This is a genomic window from Mycobacterium toneyamaense, assembly GCF_055384815.1.
This window is the reverse complement of sequence record NZ_AP040333.1, coordinates 5,531,282-5,548,074: the sequence shown is the minus strand read 5'-3', so window position 1 is coordinate 5,548,074 and position 16,793 is coordinate 5,531,282. Positions and strand designations below refer to the sequence as shown.

The 16,793-nt window shown below is 62.9% G+C and carries 12 protein-coding genes; 7 read left to right on the top strand and 5 right to left on the bottom strand.

Annotation, left to right across the window (positions count from 1 at the left end; genetic code table 11):
- The 5 genes from ACZ5IQ_RS26850 to ACZ5IQ_RS26830 all read left to right on the top strand — a co-directional run bounded on the left by ACZ5IQ_RS26850 (window position 1) and on the right by ACZ5IQ_RS26830 (window position 10,417).
- On the top strand, window positions 1-741 hold the full coding sequence (locus tag ACZ5IQ_RS26850; protein WP_064857867.1) for a GAP family protein: 741 nt from the start codon (window positions 1-3) through the stop codon (window positions 739-741).
- A gap of 389 nt (window positions 742-1,130) precedes the next feature.
- The gene (locus ACZ5IQ_RS26845) at window positions 1,131-1,367 is read left to right on the top strand and encodes a hypothetical protein (protein ID WP_135357871.1); all 237 of its coding nucleotides are present in this window, start codon (window positions 1,131-1,133) and stop codon (window positions 1,365-1,367) included.
- 11 nt (window positions 1,368-1,378) lie between these two features.
- Complete coding sequence (locus ACZ5IQ_RS26840; protein WP_135357872.1) at window positions 1,379-3,250, top strand: DUF262 domain-containing protein; 1,872 nt, start codon at window positions 1,379-1,381, stop codon at window positions 3,248-3,250.
- Window positions 3,251-3,290: 40 nt separating this feature from the next.
- A complete protein-coding gene (locus tag ACZ5IQ_RS26835; RefSeq protein WP_064858423.1) occupies window positions 3,291-6,113 on the top strand; it encodes a helicase-related protein in 2,823 nt (940 codons plus the stop codon).
- Entirely contained in the window at window positions 6,110-10,417 is a 4,308-nt protein-coding gene (locus ACZ5IQ_RS26830; protein ID WP_464480514.1) for an Eco57I restriction-modification methylase domain-containing protein, read from the top strand. Before ACZ5IQ_RS26835 ends, ACZ5IQ_RS26830 begins: the two co-directional genes overlap by 4 nt.
- 7 nt (window positions 10,418-10,424) lie before the next feature.
- Here the strand turns inward: ACZ5IQ_RS26830 and ACZ5IQ_RS26825 are convergent, their stop codons facing one another.
- The 3 genes from ACZ5IQ_RS26825 to ACZ5IQ_RS26815 form a co-directional block, all read right to left on the bottom strand.
- Window positions 10,425-11,135, bottom strand: a complete 711-nt coding sequence (locus ACZ5IQ_RS26825; RefSeq protein WP_131808792.1) for a hypothetical protein — start codon at window positions 11,133-11,135, stop codon at window positions 10,425-10,427.
- Between the two features lie 13 nt (window positions 11,136-11,148).
- Window positions 11,149-12,066, bottom strand: a complete 918-nt coding sequence (locus ACZ5IQ_RS26820; protein ID WP_082934773.1) for a hypothetical protein — start codon at window positions 12,064-12,066, stop codon at window positions 11,149-11,151.
- A gap of 200 nt (window positions 12,067-12,266) precedes the next feature.
- Window positions 12,267-13,322, bottom strand: coding sequence for a type II restriction endonuclease subunit M (locus tag ACZ5IQ_RS26815; RefSeq protein ID WP_464480513.1), 1,056 nt, complete (start codon window positions 13,320-13,322; stop codon window positions 12,267-12,269).
- 104 nt (window positions 13,323-13,426) lie between these two features.
- Here ACZ5IQ_RS26815 and ACZ5IQ_RS26810 point away from each other — a divergent pair, with 104 nt between their 5' ends.
- On the top strand, window positions 13,427-14,128 hold the full coding sequence (locus ACZ5IQ_RS26810) for a plasmid pRiA4b ORF-3 family protein (protein ID WP_464480512.1): 702 nt from the start codon (window positions 13,427-13,429) through the stop codon (window positions 14,126-14,128).
- 7 nt (window positions 14,129-14,135) lie between these two features.
- On the opposite strand, the gene ACZ5IQ_RS26805 is transcribed toward ACZ5IQ_RS26810, so the two are convergent.
- Window positions 14,136-15,458: an ISL3 family transposase gene (locus ACZ5IQ_RS26805; protein ID WP_052545499.1), complete on the bottom strand. Its 1,323-nt coding sequence runs from the start codon at window positions 15,456-15,458 to the stop codon at window positions 14,136-14,138.
- 86 nt (window positions 15,459-15,544) lie between these two features.
- Window positions 15,545-15,946: a hypothetical protein gene (locus ACZ5IQ_RS26800; RefSeq protein WP_464480511.1), complete on the bottom strand. Its 402-nt coding sequence runs from the start codon at window positions 15,944-15,946 to the stop codon at window positions 15,545-15,547.
- A 283-nt stretch (window positions 15,947-16,229) separates the two neighbouring features.
- On the opposite strand from ACZ5IQ_RS26800, the gene ACZ5IQ_RS26795 reads away from it, so the two are divergent.
- On the top strand, window positions 16,230-16,790 hold the full coding sequence (locus tag ACZ5IQ_RS26795; RefSeq protein WP_165605586.1) for a tyrosine-type recombinase/integrase: 561 nt from the start codon (window positions 16,230-16,232) through the stop codon (window positions 16,788-16,790).
- Window positions 16,791-16,793 lie beyond the last annotated feature (3 nt).

The following is a 16,793-nucleotide window of genomic DNA, read 5'->3' as shown; positions in this document are numbered from 1 at the left end:
ATGTGGGGTTCTGTGGCGGTGCTGGCGCTGCCGATCGCGTTCGATCCGGTACGTCTCGGGGTCAACCTGCTGCTGATCTCCCGGCCACGGCCGGCGCAGAACCTGCTGGTGTACTGGGTCGGATGTGTGACCGCGAGCGTCATGCTGCTGTTGCTCCCGCTGCTGGCGCTGCATTTCACCGATCTGGCGTGGGTGCACGATCTGGCCAATCCCCGCACCACCGCGAGCGCGACCATGCGGCATGTCCAGGTGTTCGTCGGCGTGCTGCTGCTGGTCATCGCGGCGGTGACGGCCATGCGGATGGTGACGCGCCGGCGCGCGCCGGACACGGACGCCTCACCCATCTCGAAACTGTTGCAGCGCGACCCCGACGCGCCGCCACGGGGCGGATTGCTGGGACGGGCGCAACGGGCCTGGGAGAGCGGGGCGCTGTGGGTCGCCGCGGTGATCGGCTTCTGGGCCGGCCCCAACCCGTCGCTGGTGCTGTTCGCCCTGACGACGATCCTGGCATCCGGCGCCGCCATCGGCACGCAGATCGGCGTCGCACTGGTTTTCATCGTGGTGAGCCTCGCCGTCGTGGAAGTGGTGCTGCTCTGCAACGTCGTCTCCCCGGTGAAAACCCAAGCGGCACTGCGGAAAGTGCACGACAGGGTCGGCGGCTACCGGCAGCAGATCGTGGTGGCGATCGTGACGCTCGTCGGACTGGCGTTCGTCGCCCAGGGCTCGGGCTTACTCGGGTAGCTATCGCCGAAACGCCATTCCAGCAGGCCGCTACCCGCACTTTCTCTGCGCAACGGCGGGTTCGGCAGTCGTTCCATCCCCGCCTCGCGCGTAGCGGTGTCCGGCAGCCGCCGGCGAGCCCGAGGGCAGAGGGACGACGATCTCCTGAACGGGTCCGGTGCTTACGCGCTGCGTGGCCCGTTCGATGGGATTGCGCAGGCAACCCGCAAAGCGATCAGTGGGTGCCCCGAGATTGATGCTCTGGTGGCATGTCAAACTTTGCACATAGCGTCGAGAACACATCTCCGTCGGTAGGTGGTCCTACACTCCCACCGATGCCAAAAATGACGGGTAATGATGAGTGAGGAACAGGTGAACGACGGCCACGACGACGTGCTAGTTCCGTTTGGATGCTCGGGACCGAAGAAGGTTTGATTGTGGCGGTCCCGACGGCTGACGAGCTGACACCTGCGCGTCTCACTGAGACGCGTTCTGCACTGGCGGCGTTCGCGGACTCCCGGGTAGCTACGGTTGAGGCTCATCCGCTGTCGGTCAATGTCGATCGGTCGAGGGGAATCTCGCTCGGTGCGATCAGCCCGCTGGCGCAGCAGATCGGAACTCTGGTGCTCCCGGCATCGGTCGCGTGAGGTCCTGAGGCATGGAAGCGCATCCCCGTAGCCCCCGAGTGCTGTTCGAGGGCAAAGAACATTACGAGATCCCCGCCTTTCAGCGGCCGTATGTCTGGAATGAAGAAGATCAGTGGGCACCGCTGTGGGACGACGTGCTCCGGGTCGCAGAAAGCTATATTGCAGCAAAGGAATCTGGCACAGAACCCGCAATCCGACAGCACTTTCTCGGCGCGGTGGTTTACGAGACAAGGCCGCCGGTCACCGGCGACGTGACCCGTCATGAGGTCATCGACGGTCAACAACGCATGACTACCCTGCAATTGCTGCTTGACGCAGTCCAGCAGGTGATCGACGAGCGTGGTCACGAAGATCTTGCAGAGGCGCTGGAAGGCCTCATCCTCAACAAGCAAAAGGCGTTCATAGACCAGCGCGAACGGTTCAAGCTCTGGCCGTCGCAAGCCGATCGCCTGGCCTTTGCCGCAGCCATGGACCCGGCGGCGCCCAGTGATGGCGAGCACCGAATCCTGGATGCTCACAAATTCTTTCGACGAGAAGCTACTCGTTGGCTGAGCGGCGAACCGGATGACGACGGGGATGTTCCGCCGAGCACCGAGGGATTGCGCGTCGAAGCGCTGACCTCCACATTGCAGGACCGACTGATACTCGTCGCGATCGACCTCACTGGTCACGATGACGCACAGCTGATCTTCGAGACCCTGAACGATCGTGGAACTCCTCTGTTGAAGGCCGATTTGATCAAGAACTGGGTCTTCCGAACGGGTGAAGCCATTGGGGCGACTGTCGAGAAGTGGTCGGTTACCCATTGGGCCGAGTTTGACGATGCGTGGTGGCGGGAGGAAATAGCGCAAGGCCGGCATGTGAGGTCTCGCATCGACATCTTCCTCCAATACTGGCTGACCATGCGGACCCAGGACGAGGTCAAGGCAGAGGACATTTTCCGAATCTTCGTTTCCTACGCCGGACCTCACTTCACGTCAGCAGGTTGCGCCGACGCCCTCCTGGCTGAGCTTCGGCAGGATGCCGATTCCTATCGAACCTTCGCGCAACTCGCTCCGACGACGCCCGAAGGTCGTTTTTATTCCCGAGTCATCGAGACGATGGAGCTCGCCGCCATCACGCCGGTGTTTCTGTGGCTGTTGTCGCCGAACCACCACGTTCCAGCTCGTCAGCTGCGGATCGGCTTCGAATCACTGGAGAGCTGGGTCATTCGTAGGACATTGCTACGCATGACGACCAAGGACGTCAACAAGTTTGTCGTCGCGATCCTTAAGTCGCTCAACGACATTAGTGCAGCCGAGGTAGGTGAGAAGCTGCGTGAGTATCTCGCCTCACAGACCGCCGAGACCCGCCTCTGGCCCACCGATCTCGATCTACGGACGCAGCTTCCGGAAGTTAAGCTCTACGGCGTAATTCGCCAGGGCCGACTGCGCGTGGTGCTCGGAGCCATTGAGCACCACTTGCGCGCACAAAGTGCAATGTATGAAGACATCTCGTTGCCGGCTGGTTTGGAGATCGAACATGTTATGCCCCGTGGCTGGCGCACTCACTGGGACACGGTGCCTCCGATGTCGCCCGAAGACGCGGCGAAGCGCGACAAATACATCAATACGATTGGAAATCTGACGCTGGTGACCAAATCGCTCAACGCGTCGCTGTCGAACAGGCCTTGGACTGACGTGCAGGCAACGGGGCTGATGGAAGGTGGTCAGCCTGGCATGGGTAAGCGCAGCCTGATTGATTCCTTCAGCCTGCTCGTCCTGAATAAATCAATCCTGAAGGACCATGTCGAATCCTGGACCGACGACGATATTGCGGAACGCTCACGGAGAATGGCCGCGGCGGTCTGCGCTGTCTGGCCTGGGCCGACGGGAAACGGATGACGATTCGTTGCTCGGGTGTGCGTACAGGAGGAACACGAGGTTGACCGCAACTTTTACCGCCGCCCCAGGTTCCACTGTTGTTGTCCGCGACGAGGATTGGCTCGTCACCAAGATCGACCCAGCGACCGACGGCTTCTTTGTCCACGTAGTCGGCCTGTCTGAGTTGGTCCGCGACACTGAGGCGACGTTCTCGACCGCACTGGACGAGATCATCGAATCCGACCCGGCAGGGGTGCAGGTCAAGGGTGACGACTCTCATGGCTTCCGCAAGACGAAACTCTGGCTGGAAGCGATGCTGCGCAAGACGCCCGTGCCGATCGCCGACCCCGAACTGACGGTCGCCAATCGAGGTCTCGCCGACACGCTCAAGTACCAGCTCAAGGCCGTGCGGCAAGCCCTCGACCCCGACAATCTGCGGCCGCGCATCCTGCTCGCCGATGCTGTCGGCCTCGGCAAGACCCTCGAAATCGGCATGATCCTCGCGGAGCTGGTCCGCCGCGGCCGCGGTGAACGCATCCTGGTAGTCACCCCAAAACACGTGCTCGAGCAGTTCCAGATGGAGATGTGGACCCGCTTCGCCCTGCCGTTCGTCCGGCTGGACTCGGCAGGTATTCAGCGCATTCGCCGCGAGCTACCGGCCAATCGCAACCCGTTCACGTACTACAAGCGGATCATCATCTCGATCGATACGCTCAAGAGCGACAAGTACATTGCGCATCTGCGCAAGCAGCGCTGGGACGCGGTGGTCATCGACGAGTCGCACAACGTCACCAACGCGATGTCGCAGAACAACCGCTTGGCTCGTCTACTGGCCGCCCGGTCTGACGCGTTGATCCTCGCCTCGGCAACCCCGCACAACGGTAAGGCCGAGTCGTTCGCCGAGCTGATCCGCATGCTCGAACCCAGCGCGGTGAAGGCCGACGGCACCATCGACGAAGAGCAGGTCAGGCGCCTCATCATCCGCCGGCACCGTCATCACCCGGATGTGAAGGGCGAGGTCGGTTCGGACTGGGCCGAGCGTCTGGAGCCACGCAATCTGCTCGTCAAGGCTTCGCCGATCGAGAATCAGATCGCCCGTGAGCTCAATGATGTGTGGCTGCACCCACAGGGCAGCGCGCCGACCAGCGTCCCGCTGTTTCCGTGGACCCTCGCCAAGGCATTCCTATCGTCGCCCGCCGCGCTCGCCCAGTCCTGCAAGGAACGTCTCAAGCGGCAGGTGGAGCCGAAAGAGCAAGCCGCACTGAATAATCTGCTGACACTCGCTCAGCAGGCCGAGGCCGGAAAATCCGCGAAGTACGACGCTCTGGTCGAGTATCTCGCCAAAATCGGTGTCAGGAAAGGTAATGCGACCCGCGCGGTCGTGTTCGCCGAACGGGTGGCCACCCTAGGTTGGCTGCAGAAGCGCCTAATGAAGGACTTCGGGATCACCAAGGATCAGGTAGCGATCCTGCACGGTGGTCTGTCGGATGTTGAGCAGCAGGACATTGTGGAGTCTTTCAAGCTGGAATCCTCGCCGATTCGCATCCTGGTCACCGGCGATGTCGCCTCCGAAGGCGTGAACTTGCACAGCCAGTGCCACCACCTGATCCACTTCGACATACCATGGTCGCTCATCAGGATCGAGCAGCGCAACGGGCGCATCGACCGTTACGGCCAGAAGCATCGCCCGGAGATCACCACGCTGCTGTTGGAGCCCGACACTGACGAATTTGCTGGGGACATCAGGGTTCTCACCCGCCTGATCGAGCGTGAACACGAAGCGCACAAGGCTCTCGGTGACTCGGCGTCGCTAATCGGAACCTACGAGGTCAAGGCCGAAGAGGACGCGATCCGAGATGTGCTGGCCCGCAAGAAAAATCTTGACGATGTCGTCAAGACGGTCGCCCAGGTGCAGGCGTCCGGCGGCATGGACGGACTGCTGGCTCGCCTGATGACGATGCCCACCCAGGCCGCGTCGGAACAGCCGACGACGGAGCACCGAGGCATCTATGCCACCGATATCGACTATCTGTCCGACGCCCTCGACGAGTTCCTTAAGACACCGGGTCTGGAGCCGCCGTTGGGAGTGGCGTGGCAGCGCAACGACCAGCACAAGTCCGCGGTGCTCAAACCGCCGAAGGACTTGAAACAGCGCCTGCAGGTGCTGCCGCAGTCCTACTTGTCGGCGCGCAAGGTAACTGAGCTGTTCCGGTTGGCGTTCACAGTGGCGCGCGGGCAGCAGGAGCTCACGGCGGCTCGGTCGGGACAGTCCACCTCGGCATGGCCGGAGGCGCATTACCTCGCGCCGCTGCACCCGATTATGGACTGGGCCAGCGACCGGGCACTGGCCGAGCTCGGCCGCAACGAGGTGTTCGTGGTGCGCGGCGACGTCAATGCTCCGACCGTCCTAGCGCAGGCTACCCTGACGAACACGCTCGGGCAGGTTGTCGCGTCGAGCTATATCAACGTCGAATTTCCCTACGCATTCAGCGGATTCGCCCGTCCCTATCCGTCCGCCGAGGAGGCTATCGGTCACCTCAAGCTGGCAAGCATCAACACCGGCGACATCGCGGACGCCGATCAGCTGCAGCCGTACGTGAAGCATGCGGTGGCCTCGGCGGAGGCGGTGGTCGAGGGCCAGATCGATGCCATCAAGGCCGAGACACGCGGCCGCATCGACCGCTGGGTGGAGCGCAGCAAGAAGTGGGACGACGAAGCCGACGCGCTCGTCCAGCGAAAAGAATTGAAGGACAGGCGGACCCGCGTGCGCGAAGAGGCTGTGCTGGCCGAGGAGATGAATCCGGACCGGACGTTGATCCGGCCTCTGCTCGTGGTCATCCCTGCTGGTACATCCGTGGCTGACCTGATCGGAGAGAGCCGATGAGTGACGCGATCATCCTCGGCGGCGAGTTCGTCAGCGAGCACTACTTCGGCACCGACGCGACCAAGCAGTCATTTCGCTCGCGGGTTCTGGCCTGCCGTAAGGTGTGGGACGAGGTGAAAGCCAGCGTCGAGCCGACGGTCCGATCGCGCTATATGGAGGCCCGCGACCAGCTGGGCAAGTCCTTCGCGGCGCTCGATGAAGGCACCGTCGACCTGCCCGGCCTCTATGGCCAACTGCGCACCGCTCTGGGATTCGAGGGACTCGGATTCGACATCGAGCCAAGGGATTCCATCCTGACCATCCGTGCCAGCGGCCTGTCCGGTGCCGCGCCGTTGGCGCTGATCGACGCGCAGGCGAACCAAGAGTTGGAGGCGTTGCTCGACAAGGACAACGACAATCTGCTGCAGCCGTTCTCGGTGGATGAGAAGACCGAGCTGACTTCGGTGGCCCGACTGCTGTCGCACCTGTTTGTCGCCGAGGATGGACCTCAGTTCGCACTGGTTTTCGCCGGGTCGATTGTGCTGCTGGCCGAGCGCGAACGCTGGCCCGAAGGCCGTTACCTCGCTGTTGATTTGCAGCTGGTGGGGGAGCGCGCGGACGCCACCAAGGCCGGTGAAATCGACACCGCCTTGGCCTGCATATGTGCTGAGTCGGTGGCTCCGGACGCCGAGGGAAACATCTGGTGGACAGACGTTTTCGACGAATCGGTCAAGCACACCGTCGGTGTCTCGCAGGACCTGCGTGAAGGTGTGCGGTTGTCGATCGAGATCATCGCCAACGAGGTGGTGAGCCGCCGCCGGGCACAGGGTCTGGAACCGCTGCCGCAGGATCAGGCCCAGGTGCTGGCGCGGCAGTCGCTGCGCTTCCTGTACCGAATCCTGTTTCTGCTCTATGCCGAAGCGTCGCCCGAGATGGGTGTGCTGCCGGTCGGTGAACATGCCTACGAGCGTGGCTACAGCCTGGACCGGCTGCGTGATCTGACTCTCGTTGAGTTGGCAAGCCCACGGTCACTGAATGGGACCCATCTGTTCGATTCGCTGGGTGTGCTGTTCACGCGTATCGACAAGGGACATGACGGCGGCGTCGAGAACGACGAAGAAGGTTCGCGTGCACAAGGGTTGACGTTCAACGCGCTGAAAGCCGACCTGTTCCTCGGTCGCGCCACCGCGTTGATCGACGAGGTGAAGCTCGGCAACGGTGAGCTGCAGCGGGTGCTGCGACATCTGCTGCTCAGCAAGAAGCAGGCCGGCCGCGACCGTGGCTTCATCTCGTACGCGGAGCTGGGCATCAACCAACTCGGCGCCGTATACGAGGGCCTGATGAGTTACACCGGCTTTTTTGCCGGGACTGACTTGTATGAGGTTGCGAAGAACGGGGATTCGTCGAAAGGCTCCTGGGTCGTTCCGCATGATCGGATCGACGGCATCAGCGAGGCCGACTTCGTCCGTGCCGTCGACGAGAACACTGGCGAGAGCAAGCCAGTTTTGCACCAGCGCGGAACCTTCGTGTTCCGGCTGGCCGGCCGTGAACGCCAGCAATCGGCCTCCTACTACACCCCTGAGGTGTTGACCCGCTTCACGGTGAGTCAAGCCCTCGCGGAGCTGCTCGACCAGGACGGCAGAACGACGACTGCCCGCGAGATTCTCGACCTCACTGTGTGCGAGCCCGCACTCGGGTCCGGGGCGTTCGCGATCGAGGCCGTGACGCAGCTCGCCGAGCAATACCTCACCCGCCGCCAGCACGAACTGGGCGAGCGCATCGACCCGGACCAGTACGCGGCAGAACTGCAAAAGGTCAAGGCGTACTTGGCATTACATCAGGTCTACGGGGTAGACCTGAATGCGACGGCGGTCGAATTCGCGGAAATCTCCCTGTGGCTGGCGACCATGGGCAAGGGTCTGGCGGCGCCGTGGTTCGGTCTGCATCTGCGGCGCGGAAACTCCCTTATCGGCGCCCGAAAGGTACTGGACGGTGGCGTATTTGAGTTTCTGAAGCCGAGCGCCGGCTGGGGGAGCACGGTCGAGGCGAAGGAGGCAAAGACTCTTGCGCCCGTTGAACTGAAGCGCTTGCAGGAGTGGCGCAAGGTGCTCAAGCCAAAGCTGACTGCGGCGCAGGTCAAGGAATTGAAGGCGCTGACGAGTCGTGCCGAACGACTCTGGGATTTCGCGGCCCGCCGTCTACAGATCGCCGAGGCGGAAATCCGGCGCAACATCGAGGTATGGGGTGCCACAGACCTCCCCGTCGGTGGCGCTGTTACCCGCGAGCAGGTCGAGGCTTCGCTTGCGGATTCGAGCGGTGCCTACCGGCGTCTTCGCCGTGCCATGGACGCGTGGTGCGCGCTGTGGTTCTGGCCGCTGACCACCGATGTTGCCCCGCCGACGGTTGGCCAGTGGATCGAGGTGATGAAGGCCCTGCTCGGAGTTGAGGGCAAGGTGAAGCGTGGGCACGAAGAGCAGCTGACTTTCGGCGACGCCGTTACTTGGGACGAATTGGAAGAGGCCGAGGCAACCGATCTGGCCTTTGCTTTTGTTGCGGACGTTCCACGGCTTGTGGCCGACAATCCGTGGTTGGGCGAATGCGAACGCATCGCGAATCGGTACGGGTTCTTCCACTGGGAGCTCGAATTCGCGCCGGTCTTCGAGAACGGCGGATTCGATCTACAGGTCGGAAACCCGCCCTGGGTGCGGCCCCGCTCGGATGTCGAGGCGCTGCTCGCCGAGGGCGACCCGTGGTTCTCATTGAAGGCGAAGGCGACGCAAGCCGAAGTTGCCCAGCACCGGGAGGCAGCTTTGGACCGGCCGGGGATTCGTGATCTGGTTATCGGCGGGACAGCCGAAGTTGCCTGCACCGCGGCATTTGTCGGCGACGAGCGGATGTACCCGCATCTGAAAGGCCTCCAGCCGGACCTCTACCGGTGTTTCATGGAACGGACCTGGCGAAACGCCAAATCAACAGGTTCGGTCGGCCTCATTCATCCCGAGACGCATTTCACAGACGAGAAGGCGGGGTTGTTGCGGTCTGCGACGTATCGGAGGTTGCGGCGGCACTGGCAGTTCTTGAACGAGCTTCAGCTGTTCGACGAAGTGCACCATCTCGTTTCGTACGGAATCCACGTGTACGCCGGGGAGCGTGCGCCGACCTTCAGCCACGCTACGTCGCTCTATCACCCCGATACGGTTCTTCGGTCGCTCGAACATGATGGTTCAGGAACCGAACCCGGCTTGAAGGACGCCGACGGCAAATGGGACTTACGTGCCCACGCCGGACGCATCATCACCGTCGACAACCACGTGCTCCGGTCCTGGAACGACATCCTCGAAGAAGGTCAGGTTCCGGTCGAGCAGTCACGGATGGTCTATACCGTCAACCGATCCGTCGCGAGCGTGCTCGAAAAGATCGCCGATGCACCACGCATTGGAGGGAAGCGCCTGCATTATTGGCGCGGAATGGACGAGTCAACTGACCGTGCTCAAGGTTATTTCGATTCGGTGTGGGGCGTCCCTTCATCATGGGACGACGTCATACTGCAAGGCCCACACATTCACGTCGCCACCCCGCTATATAAGTCACCCAACCCCACGATGCTGAACAACCAAGACTGGACAGCGACCGACTTTCAAACCCTCGCAGCAGGCGCGGTTCCGGCTACTTCATACCGCAGAGCTGTTTCGGCAGACCGGTTCGCCGCGGCCTGTATGAGCTGGAATGTCGACGGGCGGAATGTGACCGCGCGGAGTCGTTTTCGAATCGTCTGGCGCAGCATGGCAGCAAATACTGGCGAGCGGACGTTGATTCCGGCGATCATTCCACCTGGGGCAATTCACCTCCGCCAGTCGGTCCTGTCAGTTGCGATGGACGATGATACGGACCTGTCCTTGACCGCAGCCTGTCTATCGTCTCTAGTTGCCGACTTCGCTGTTCGTGCGGCCCCAAAGTCGAGCATTCGGTTGTCAACGATCGCACGGTTGCCGGTCACATCATCAGATACAATTCGCCCCGATCTAGTCGAGCGTGTCCTTCGCCTCAACTGCGTCACCAATGCCTACGCCGACCTCTGGTACGACGTCGTGGGAACCACGTGGACCTGGGACACCCCACACCGTAAACCCGAGGACCGCCGCCAAGCCCTCGTCGAAATCGACGCGCTCGTAGCACTCGGCCTGAACCTCACCGCCGACGAGCTGTGCACGATCTACCGCACCCAATTCCCCGTCCTGTACGGCTACGACCGCAAAGCCGGCTTCGACCGCGAAGCGGCCATGCAGACGGCTTTCCTGCAGTTCGCGGCTCTCAGGTCTTCATGAGGCGTGACTACGCCTGCCCAATGAATGACTGCAGCAATGCCCTGGTCCGGGCAGGGAGTTTTCGGGGGAGCCGTAGCAAACGTTGCGCCGCACGTGCGCAGTCCAGGCGTTCGCCGCGCAGCGGGATTTGGTCGAGCTGCCAATCGATTTCGGCCCTGAACGCTGCGGCAATTTCGAGCAAGGCGGCAAGGTCGGCCAGGTCCTTGTCCGCCATTCGTTTGTCCCAGGCAAGGACTTTCAGAACCACCGCGCTTTCGACCGAGGGTACGGGGACCACGAATTCCCGGACGGCTCCATCCCGCAGTGTTACGCGGGTTTCGATCTGAATCGGGTCGATCGCCAATGCCAGCGACAGGCCCGGTATCGGATCGAACCCGCGACCGCCAAGAATGGCCGTTCCATCCGATGTGGTGCGGGGCACCAGCACATCGATGGACAATTCGCCTTCGCCAACTGACTTGACGTACTGGTTTCCCAAGACCGGCTGGTATCCGTGCAATTGGAGCGCCGTGTGAAGCTCACCGCCTGCTGCTGCGAGGCGCGCGATGCCTACATCGGCGTCGGTGGTCGCGCGGATCGTGGCGCCAGGAGTTGGAAAGCTGTAGCCCAGGAGGGCAACCATGTGGCCGCCCACCACGCGGTAATCGGTCCGCTCCGCTGCGGACGCAAGATCGGATAACGCCAGGAACCCGAGGTCACTCGCGTTCGACGTCGACACGATATCTAACCGCCTACGCACCGTCGGTGTGCCTCATGATGGCCTCTGCCAACTTCTCGGCGGCATCAAGTGCATCGCTGCCGGGCGCATGCGCGACATCCCATAGCGCGATGAGCGGATCGACAAGGTCCCCCTGGGGTTGGTACCAGGCGGCGGTAGCCCACAGTGTCCTGTCCTCAGGGACCTGCATGACCAGAGTGGCCTCGGCTTGACTGGCGCTGACGAATCCCCACGGTGTCAGGTCCACTAGTTCGGGTGTGTACACGTGGGCCTGGACGGGGAGCCTCCACGGTGCGTAGCGGTCGGCAGCCAGGTCTCCTGATATACACCCGGAAAGGCCGAGCTCGGCAAGCGCACGTGCGGCTATATCACCTTGCGGCGCAACACCTTCCAGGTGGTACCACCATTGCTTGAGCCCTCCTGCGCCGGGATAGGTGCCCAGCCATTCACGCACCGTCGCCGGTTTGGAAGGCATCGCCTTGAGGCTCTTGGCGACCGCCTGTTGGGAGGCGCCGACAGCGGCGGCAATGTCTGCCTGCCGAACGGTTTTCGGGTCGAGCAGGCGGACTCGCTCAATCGCCCATCGACCCCATGGCCGCCGTCGGGGTTCGGCTCTAAACGTCGATGGTGGGTCGAGAAAGTCTTTGGCGCCGATGACCACCCGACGCTCATCAAACGTAACCAGGTCGACCTCTCCGCGCTGGGCCGCGCCGACGACAGCGGCACCGGCGCTATGCAGGCAATAGAGAACGCGCCGGCCACCCGCAGTGCGACGGTCTGCCGCAATCTGGGCCGGATTGGGACTGCTACCCAGCCGCGCCGTTGCCGCGACACGCGAACCGTCAGGCAACGCCAGGTCCAGCTCATGCATGCCGCCCGAGACTTGAATACCAGCCTCGCCGAGAAGTCCGAACGCGGCAGATCCGCTCATTGGCCAGCCCCTAGACTGCAGATACAACCGAAATGCTGAATCATCATGTTCGGTTGTTGGACTTATTCTCTAACAACGTGTATACACGCTTTTGTTCGCACAAACCAGGGGGTTCAGCTGCCTCCTCGCCGAGCTTCCTTCTCCGGAGCTTCCCCGTCGAATATCGACCTGGCACTCGCGGTGGCGCTGTTGGCGTTTCTTTACACGGCTTGGAACCGATGAAATGCCTCGCGCATGGCCGCTTCGCGGCCGAAGCCGGCTTTGCGGTCGTAGCCGTACAGGACGGGGAATTGGGTGCGGTAGATCGTGCACAGCTCGTCGGCGGTGAGGTTCAGGCCGAGTGCTACGAGCGCGTCGATTTCGACGAGGGCTTGGCGGCGGTCCTCGGGTTTACGGTGTGGGGTGTCCCAGGTCCACGTGGTTCCCACGACGTCGTACCAGAGGTCGGCGTAGGCATTGGTGACGCAGTTGAGGCGAAGGGCGCGCTCGATCAAGATTGGCTGCAGCTTCGGTGCTGTGACCAGTGGCAGACGATTCAGCGTGCTGAGCAAGATCTCCGACTTTGGGGCCGACCGAACCGCGAAGTCTGTCAGCAACGACGACACGACGCCTGCGACGAGTGCGAGTTCGCTTCCGCTGCTGGTGGCAACTGTGTGTACCGCGTTGACGTGCGCCGCCCCCGGCGGAACGACCGCCGGGATCAACGTTCGTTCGCCCGTGTTGGCAGCCATTCGCCGCCATGCCACGCGGTAGCTGTCCCGCGCTCGGACCTCTTCCCCGTCTATTCGCCAGCTCGTGTAGTCGGCGTCGTATTTTGCGCGGCTACCTGCCGGTTTGTAGGACGTGGCGGGTATCGCGTCTTCGGTCAATGTGGTGAAGTCGGTGGCGGTCCAGTCTTGGTTGTGCAGCATCGTGGGGTTCGGCGACTTGTACAACGGGGTGGCGACGTGCAGGTGCGGTCCTTGCAGGATGACCTGATCCCACGATTCAGGAACGCCCCAATCTGACTCGAAATATCCCTTGGTCCGGTCGTTCTTCTCGTGCCAGCCGGAACTGAACAGCAGGTTCAACGAACCGATCCTCGGTGCGTCCGCAAGCTTTTCGAGCACGCTCGCGACGGATTTGTTGACGGTATAGACCATCCGTGACTGCTCGACCGGAACCTGACCTTCTTCGAGGATGTCGTTCCAGGACCGGAGCACGTGGTTGTCGACGGTGATGATGCGTCCGGCGTGGGCACGTAAGTGGCTCTTCATGATTGAGGGTGTAGAACGGTCAGCTGCTGTCGGCCTGTGATTGGGGTGTCTGGTTGGCTGGGTGTGTGCCGGAGGAGAAGCGGAAGAGTAAGAGGAAGAGCGCGGTGTCCGGGGGTGGTGTGGACCTGTCGATGCTGCAACAGCTGATGGCCGATGCTGGCCGGGATTTGTTCGCGGGAGTGTTCGATGAACCGACACCCGAGGTGGGAGCTGTGCCGGAGCGTGTGCGGGGTTTCCGGGTGCGGGTCGACCTGATGTACGCCAAGCCGCCGATCTGGCGTCGTCTGGTCCTGCCGGGTGACCTCGTGCTCGATGAGCTGCATGACGTGCTGCAGGTTGCGATGGGCTGGCAGGACGGCCATCTGCATAAGTTCGGTGTCGGGGCGGACCGGCGTACCCGTGCCTACTTCGTCACCAGATTTGATCTCAGCGAAGGCGACGACGGTCTCGTCGAGGACGGTGTGCGCCTGGATCAGGTGGTCTCCGGTAAGGGCGACCGGTTGTTCTATGACTACGACTTCGGCGACGGATGGGAGCACGTGCTGGTGGTCGAAGACGTTCTCGATGATCCACCTTCGGCTCCGGCGTGCCTGGCGGGCAAGATGGCCTGCCCGCCGGAGGATTGTGGTGGCTTGGGCGGCTATGAGGAATTGGCTGCGTGGGTTCGTGGCGGGTACGACCCGCGGGCAACACCGATGGGGCTGGGTGCGCAGGAGATGCGCGACTGGCTGCCCCGAGGCTGGCACCCCGATCGTTTCTCGGTGACCGAGACCAATGACGCTCTGGCCGCGTCGAATATGCGTTGAGGACTCTTCACTGCCGAGGTGCAAGGAGCTGAGTTCGGAAGCCTCCGGTCTCGAGCAGTGACCGGGCGATGTAGTTGGTGAGGTTGCGGAAGCCCAGCGCGGATCCGCGCAGGTGTTCGAGGCGGCCGTTGATCGCTTCGGTGGGCCCGTTGGAGGTGCCGGGGCGGTCGAAGTAGGCCAGCACGTCGGCGGCACGCTTCTTCAGGGTCCGTCCCAGGGTGATCAGTTCGGTCAGCGGCTTGGGAACGCCGGTGCTCAGCGTGGTGATCAGCGCCGCCATCATCGTGCGGCCTTTCGTGCGGTCGGGTTCACGATACGCGGCCACGGTGCGCTGATACATCTGCCAGGTGGCCTCGACTTCTGCGTGGGCGTCGGCGGCGAACAAGGCGGCCAGCCGGGTGCGCTGGCGGTCGGTGAGCAGATCGGCACCGGTGTGCAGGGTGCGTCGGCAGGTGTAGAGCGGGTCGGACTTGCGGCCGCGGTGCCCACATGTCGCCAGCTGCACCCGGCGGCGGCACTCATCGAGGGCGTTGCCAGCCAGGCGCACCACGTGGAAAGGGTCCATCACCGTCGCCGCCTCGGGCAGTTCCTCGGCGGTAGCGGTCTTGAACCCGGAGAAGCCATCCATAGCAACAACGTCCACGCCGTCACGCCAGTCCTGCGGCCGCTCGGCCAACCAGTCCTGAAACGCCTTTTTTGAGCGACCCTCGACCATGTCGAGCAGCCGAGCCGGACCGGTCCCGTCACGCACAGGGGTGAGATCGATGATGACGGTGACGTACCTGTCACCGCGACGGGTGTGCCGCCAGACGTGCTCATCGACGCCGATCACCGCCACGCCGTCGAAACGGGCCGGATCGGCGATCAGCACCCGTCGGCCTTCTGCCAGCACCGCGTTGTTGGCGGTGTTCCACGACACCGCGAGCGCTTCGGCGATGCGAGCCACGGATAGATGCTGGCAGACAATGGCTTCCAGCGCCCACCGCAGAGCACGCCGCGACAGCTTGGCACGTGGTTCGGCCATCCTGGTGGTGTCTTGTCGCCACACGTGGGCGCAGCCGGCGCACCGGTAGCGACGGATGGTCACCAGCAGTGTGGTGGGGCGCCACCCGAACGGCTCATGGGCCAGAGTACGGGTGAGGCTGTCGCGTGGGATGCCTTCTTCGCCGCAGCGACGACACCACCGGTCCTCGTCGGTCACCCGGCACGCCAGCACAGCACGGCCGGGCTCAAGGCGTTGTCCGGTCACCTGCAGCCCAAGTTCGTCGAGGCGGCAGAAAGTCGTCAGGTCAGCGCAGGCGAAGCCCGCCCGACCGGTAGCGTCAGGCACGTCGAGGTCTTTCGGATGAGGAGTGTAGGAACCTTCATCTTCGAGAGACCTCGACCCCTATCCCGGCAACGACGCGCCGATGACCTCTACACCCTCAACTGCGAAGAGCCACGTAAGTCCCATTTGCCGTCGGCGTCCTTCAAGCCGGGTTCGGTTCCTGAACCATCATGTTCGAGCGACCGAAGAACCGTATCGGGGTGATAGAGCGACGTAGCGTGGCTGAAGGTCGGCGCGCGCTCCCCGCTGTAAACGTGGATGCCGTACCCAACATGGTGGTCAATCTCCTCAAACAGCTGAAGCTCGTTCAAGAACTGCCAGTGCCGCCGCAACCTCCGATACGTCGCAGACCGCAACAACCCCGCCTTCTCGTCCGTGAAATGCGTCTCGGGATGAATGAGGCCGACCGAACCTGTTGTTCCGGCTGCGGTTCGGTGGCGCGTCCGTCGATCCCATCGCCCTGCCGCCTGTTGGGGCGTGCAATCGGTCATGACTACTACTCAACCTTCGATCGGTCCGTTGTGGACCTCCGAACTATCCGCCTGGCAGTTGGCACTCCAAGCGATGCGGCAATCGCCCCAGACCATCGAACTTCGGATGTATCATGTGCGGAGACTCGGCAGGGCAGGCCTGTCAGGGTCTCCCTGGACATTGGGCCCAAGTGATCTCCTGGAATGGGCTGGTGGCCATCAGTGGGCACGAGAGACTGCCCGTGCTGTCCGTTCGTCGTTTCGCAGATTTTGGGCTTGGGGGGTCGAGACCGGCCGGACTGACGTGAACCTGGCCGACGTGCTGCCACCGGTTCGTCCCGGCCAGCCGTTGCCACGTCCCGCAGCGCCCGCGGTTGTCGCCGGAGCGATCGGTTCTGCGGACGGCCGGGTGGGTCTGATGCTCCGACTCGCGAATGAATTAGGCATGCGCCGTGGGGAAGTCGCGCAGGTGCGCCCCGAGGACGACCTCGTCCACGACCTCGTTGGATGGTCGCTCGTCGTTCATGGGAAGGGCGCAAAGAACCGCGTGTTGCCGCTGCCGAACGAGTTGGCGGATGTGCTGCGCGCAGCCCCGCCCGGGTACCTCTTTCCGAACCAGACGGGTGGACATTTGTCGCCGCACTGGGTTGGGACCTTGGTCTCCCGGGCTCTCGTAGATGGCACGACGATGCACCAGCTTCGGCATCTGTGCGCAACCGAAATCCACGACGCGACTCATGACCTACGCCTCGTTCAGACGCTCCTCGGCCATGCGTCCGTGGCGACGACCCAGCGCTACATCGCCGTCGACGACTCCAAGGTGCGGGATGCGATTCTCGAGCGGTCTCGCAGATGGCATCCGTGAGGT

Bases quoted from the DNA above. Each gene is read 5' to 3' on its own strand.
- ACZ5IQ_RS26850 (WP_064857867.1), top strand. From the start codon at position 1: ATGTGGGGTTCTGTGGCGGTGCTGGCGCTGCCGATCGCGTTCGATCCG.
- ACZ5IQ_RS26845 (WP_135357871.1), top strand. From the start codon at position 1,131: ATGCTCGGGACCGAAGAAGGTTTGATTGTGGCGGTCCCGACGGCTGAC.
- ACZ5IQ_RS26840 (WP_135357872.1), top strand. From the start codon at position 1,379: ATGGAAGCGCATCCCCGTAGCCCCCGAGTGCTGTTCGAGGGCAAAGAA.
- ACZ5IQ_RS26830 (WP_464480514.1), top strand. From the start codon at position 6,110: ATGAGTGACGCGATCATCCTCGGCGGCGAGTTCGTCAGCGAGCACTAC.
- ACZ5IQ_RS26820 (WP_082934773.1), bottom strand. From the start codon at position 12,066: ATGAGCGGATCTGCCGCGTTCGGACTTCTCGGCGAGGCTGGTATTCAA.
- ACZ5IQ_RS26815 (WP_464480513.1), bottom strand. From the start codon at position 13,322: ATGAAGAGCCACTTACGTGCCCACGCCGGACGCATCATCACCGTCGAC.
- ACZ5IQ_RS26800 (WP_464480511.1), bottom strand. From the start codon at position 15,946: ATGACCGATTGCACGCCCCAACAGGCGGCAGGGCGATGGGATCGACGG.